This window comes from Frankia gtarii, from assembly GCF_025403375.1.
Taxonomy (GTDB): Bacteria; Actinomycetota; Actinomycetes; order Frankiales; family Frankiaceae; genus Frankia; species Frankia gtarii.
The window spans coordinates 1-4,315 of the sequence record NZ_JAMPTM010000403.1 but is presented as its reverse complement, the minus strand read 5'-3'; the positions used below and the strand labels follow the sequence as shown (position 1 = coordinate 4,315).

5 protein-coding genes and 1 pseudogene are annotated in these 4,315 nt (G+C 69.2%); 3 read left to right on the top strand and 3 right to left on the bottom strand.

Annotated elements, in window-relative coordinates:
• The 3 genes and pseudogenes from NBZ83_RS30355 to NBZ83_RS30345 all read left to right on the top strand — a co-directional run.
• Positions 1 to 245, top strand: a pseudogene (locus tag NBZ83_RS30355) (DNA polymerase); the annotation flags it as partial.
• Positions 246 to 356: 111 nt separating this feature from the next.
• Positions 357 to 1,031, top strand: coding sequence for a nucleoside/nucleotide kinase family protein (locus NBZ83_RS30350; RefSeq protein ID WP_261571009.1), 675 nt, complete (start codon positions 357 to 359; stop codon positions 1,029 to 1,031).
• A 102-nt stretch (positions 1,032 to 1,133) separates the two neighbouring features.
• Positions 1,134 to 1,940, top strand: a complete 807-nt coding sequence (locus NBZ83_RS30345; RefSeq protein ID WP_261571008.1) for a class I SAM-dependent methyltransferase — start codon at positions 1,134 to 1,136, stop codon at positions 1,938 to 1,940.
• Between the two features lie 91 nt (positions 1,941 to 2,031).
• On the opposite strand, the gene NBZ83_RS30340 is transcribed toward NBZ83_RS30345, so the two are convergent.
• From NBZ83_RS30340 to NBZ83_RS30330, 3 genes are all read right to left on the bottom strand, one after another.
• Entirely contained in the window at positions 2,032 to 2,781 is a 750-nt protein-coding gene (locus NBZ83_RS30340) for a phosphotransferase (RefSeq protein WP_261576331.1), read from the bottom strand.
• 656 nt (positions 2,782 to 3,437) lie between these two features.
• Entirely contained in the window at positions 3,438 to 3,866 is a 429-nt protein-coding gene (msrB, locus tag NBZ83_RS30335) for a peptide-methionine (R)-S-oxide reductase MsrB (RefSeq protein ID WP_261576330.1), read from the bottom strand.
• Between the two features lie 60 nt (positions 3,867 to 3,926).
• Positions 3,927 to 4,313: a hypothetical protein gene (locus tag NBZ83_RS30330; RefSeq protein WP_261576329.1), complete on the bottom strand. Its 387-nt coding sequence runs from the start codon at positions 4,311 to 4,313 to the stop codon at positions 3,927 to 3,929.
• Positions 4,314 to 4,315 lie beyond the last annotated feature (2 nt).

The following is a 4,315-nucleotide window of genomic DNA, read 5'->3' as shown; positions in this document are numbered from 1 at the left end:
CCGCCGAGCTGTTCAAGGCGTGGGCGGTGACGGTCCGCGCCGAACTGCCCGCCCTCGACGGCGAGATCGTGCTCTGCCTGCACGACGAACTGCTCCTGCAGGTCCCCGCCGCCCACGCCGACGCCGCCGCCGACCTGCTGCACCGCTCCCTGGCCGCCACGGCCACCTACTGGGCGGCGGGCAGCGGCGTGCGGTTCGTCGTCGAGGTGTCGATCCTGCGACGCTGGTCCGACGCCGTCCACTGACCGTCCCGACCCACCCGCCGCCTCCAAGATAATCAACGCCGTTGACGACACGGCAAATTCCATGATCATCATAGATGAACACCAAAAACAGCGACCTGGGGGAGACCTGCTGTGGAGCCGTCCCGCGACCGCGTCGTGGGCGCGCTCGCCGACCTGCTGCGGGACGCATACCCGGACCGGGTGCTGCGCGTCGCGATCGACGGCCCGGACGCCGCCGGAAAGACGACGCTGGCCGACGAGCTCGCCGGCACGCTCGCTGACCGAGGCCGACCCGTCATCCGCGCCAGCGTCGACGGTTTCCACCAGCCCCAGGCCACGCGTCGCCGCCGAGGGCCGTTGTCCCCGAACGGCTACTTTCTGGACGCGTTCGACTATGTCGCGCTACGGCGCTTCCTCCTTGACCCGCTGAGCCCCGCCGGTGACCGGCGCTACCGCACGGCCGCGTTCGACCATCTCAGCGACTCCCCACTCGACTGCCCCGTTCGCGAGGCCGCGGGCGACGCGGTGCTCATCGTCGACGGTGTTTTCCTCCTGCGCGACGAACTGCGGGGCTACTGGGACCTCACCGTGTTCCTCCAGATCAGCCCCGCCGAGTCGCTGCGCCGTGCGCTGCGGCGCGACGTCGCCGTCTTTGGCTCGCCCGCCGACGTCCGCGACCGCTACGAGGCGCGCTACCTGCCCGGCCAGGAGCTCTACCGGGCTTCCGTCGCGCCTCAGGACCGCGCCGACGTGCTGATCGACCACGAACGTCCGCAGGCTCCCCGTGTTCTGCGCTGGCCCGGGTGAGAAGGCCCAGAACCGTCGACGGATCCGCACCCACTGCTGTTCGAGGGCAGAAGTGGGATCTGACTGGTCCGGGTTCGCATTCGTGTGCCATAAACAGCTTTTGTGGCAGAGCCCAACTCCCCGGACAGTGTCGAGCCCATCTTCGACCGGCGCGCCGCGACGTACAGTAACCACACCTGGCACGTCCGGTACGCGGAACGACTCGTCGAACTCGCTGCCCCCACCACGGGTATGCGCGTCCTGGATGCCGCGACCGGTACCGGGCTCGCCGCGATCGCCGCCGCCCGTGTCATAGGGCCGGCAGGGCACGTGGTGGCCGTCGACATCTCCACGGGCATGCTCACCCGAGCCCGGCAGACGATCGCCGCGGCCGGACTCACGAACATCGAGCTGGTCAGGGCGGACGCCACCGCCCTGACCCAGTTCGGAAACAGCTCGTTCGACCTGATCCTCTGCTCGGCCGGTCTGCTTTACCTGTCGGTTCCTGCGGCCCTGGGGGAGTGGCACCGGCTGCTGGCGCCAGGCGGGCAGGTCGGGTTCTCTACGATGGCGGCGGGTTTCCCCGTCGCGGCCGAGCTTTTTCGCGACCATGCCCGCCGTCACGCCCTGATCCTCACCGACCCGGCCACCGCCCTGGGGACGCGGAAGCGATGCCATCAGGCACTGTGCGACGCTGGGTTCACTCCGGCGAATCTGGTGGGGGAGACCATCGGCTTCTCCTCACACGACCTGGAACACGCCTGGGAAGCCCACACCCGCGGCCCGCACCACGACGCGGTCGCCACCCTCACGCCGAAGCAGGCAGAGACGTTCCAGCGCGACTACACCGAAGCCCTGGCCGATCTCCTCCGCACCGACGAAGACCACCTCCTCACCTCGGAAGTGATCTACGCTTTCGGCGAGAGGTAAGCACTCCGTGGGAAGTACGTCGGCCGCAGCGGTGCCGAGCGACACGGGCTGCTCGGTCAGACGCGATCATTATCAGCATTACCAGACGCGATCATTGCAGGGCGGCGGTCCATGCCTCGGCATGGGTGTTCAGGTAGTCGGAGGTCGCGAGCCAGTAGGGGCCATCCTCGGTCCAGATCCTGGCCCACGGCTGCTGCTGCCGCCGGGCGCCGTCGCGCAGCAGGTCGTACATCGCCCTGGTGCGTCGGCCCAGCATGTTCGCCAACGCCGGCCGTGACGGCGCATCCAGGCCGTAGCCATCCACGAAAGCGCGCAACCGGGCCGCGGACTCCGCCACCGGCCGGTCGGCCCGCAGACCCGACATGCTCTGCGCGGCGTAGGCAAGGTCCCACAACCGGGAGCTCGGTGCGGCCGCGTCCCAGTCGATCACCACCCAGCCCCGAGCGGACCTGACGAGATTCCAGGGCGCGACGTCGTTCTGGCAGATGAAGTCCTCCCGATCCGGCGGGATGATCCTGTTCCACACCGCGCCGGCCGGCGGCACGAAACCGGCGAGGGCCCGGTGCAGGTCCGCCAGCATCCGACCGATCGAGACCAGCTCCGTCACCGAGTACGTGCCGGCCGCCGCACCGAGCTCGCCGGGGATGTACTCCACCACCTGGCGTCCCTGCGCGTCCCGCCCCAATGGTCGAGGGGCACCGGCGAAACCCACCGCATGCAGGTGTTCCAGGAGCGCATCCACCGCGTCCGTCCATGGCCCGACCGGGCGGCGAACGGTTTCACCCACACGCACCACGCCGATCGTGGCATTCCCTGTCAACGGCTCTTCCTCGTTGCTCACTCCAAGATCCTGGCGCAGACGAGACGCGGAAACGAGTCATTCCGAAGTCCTGGGTGGACGGTCGATCGACCGGTCGTCTTTCACCAAGATAATCAACGCTGTTGACGAAATCTCACATCAAGATCAACAAACAAACCCAGAAACCCTGCACCCGCGAGCGGGGAAGTAACCCATGATCAACTTGTGGGGCTCGACTGCGGCTCGCGAGAGGTGATCTTGTCAGATCGAGTAAGTGGGCGGCCTGGCTGGTTCGCCGGCCGACGGAAGGCTCGAGCGTCAGCGGACCTGGCCCGTCGACGCCACCCGCTGTCCGGGGGTTGAGGCGATCGGGGGGAGGAGCCGATCCATCTCTACTTGACATAATGTGCATTATCGGCGCATGTGGTGGGGTAGTGGTTGCTGGGGTTCGGGGCTGTGTGGGTTGGTGTGTCGTTTGGCGTGCAGGGTGGTTGTGATGGTGGAGGTCGGTGCGCTGGGTGGGGTGTCTGCGGCGGAGTTCTGGGATGCGGTAGGCCGTGCTCGTGGTGCGGCGTCTGGGGGTGGCGGACGGTTAGAGGACGGTTACCTGACTCCCTCGGTGTTCCCGCGGGAGGTGGTGGGCGAGCCGGCCGGTGCGTGGGTGCACCGGCGGCGGCCCGGTCGGTGGCTGGGGTGGGTCAGTGGGTGTCGAGGTCGAGGGCGAGGCTGTTCATGCAGTAGCGCTGGCCGGTGGGTCCGGGGCCGTCGTCGAAGAGGTGGCCGAGGTGTCCCCCGCAGCGGGCGCAGCGGACCTCGGTGCGGATCATGCCGTGGGAGCGGTCCTCGACGAGTTCGACGGCGTCGGCGACGGCGGGTTCGGTGAAGCTGGGCCAGCCGGAGCCGGAGTCGTACTTGGTGTCGGAGGTGAACAGGGTGGCGCCGCAGCCGCCGCACCGGTAGGTGCCGGTTTCCTTGTTGTGGGTGTAGGCGCCGGTGAAGGGGGGTTCGGTGGCGGCTTGGCGGAGGATGGCGTAGCGCTGGGGAGACAGTTCGGCGCGCCACTGCTCGTCGCTTTTGACGACGGTGTCGGGGCCGGTGGGGGTGGTGGCGTGGTCGCTGGTGGTCATGGCGTCACGGTCCTTTCTGGGTGGATCCGTCGGTGGACGGGTGCCCCGGGTTTGGTGGGGTCACTCCCCCGGTCCGGTGTGGGTGGTGCGGGTCAGGGGTGCTGCGGCGGCGACGCCGCCGAGGGCGGCGGTGGCCATGGCGGTGCCGAGGACGGGTGGCAGGTGGCCGCGGGCGGTGGAGGTCGCGAAGACGGAAACGTCGGCGGCGTCAGCGATCATTCCGGCCCACAGCCAGGTGGTGGTGTCGCGGTTGGTGGTCAGGGCGGCGAGTAGGCCGGCGCCGAGGGCGAGGTCGCGGATGCCGGCGAGGCGGGCGACCCAGGCCAGGTGGGTGGCGGTGAGTCGGTCGACGCCGGTGATGCGCAGGGTGTCCACGGCGCGGGCGAGGACGAGGGTGCCGACGGCGCAGCGGGTGATACCGAGGGTGGCGATGTGCAGGGTGCGCAGGG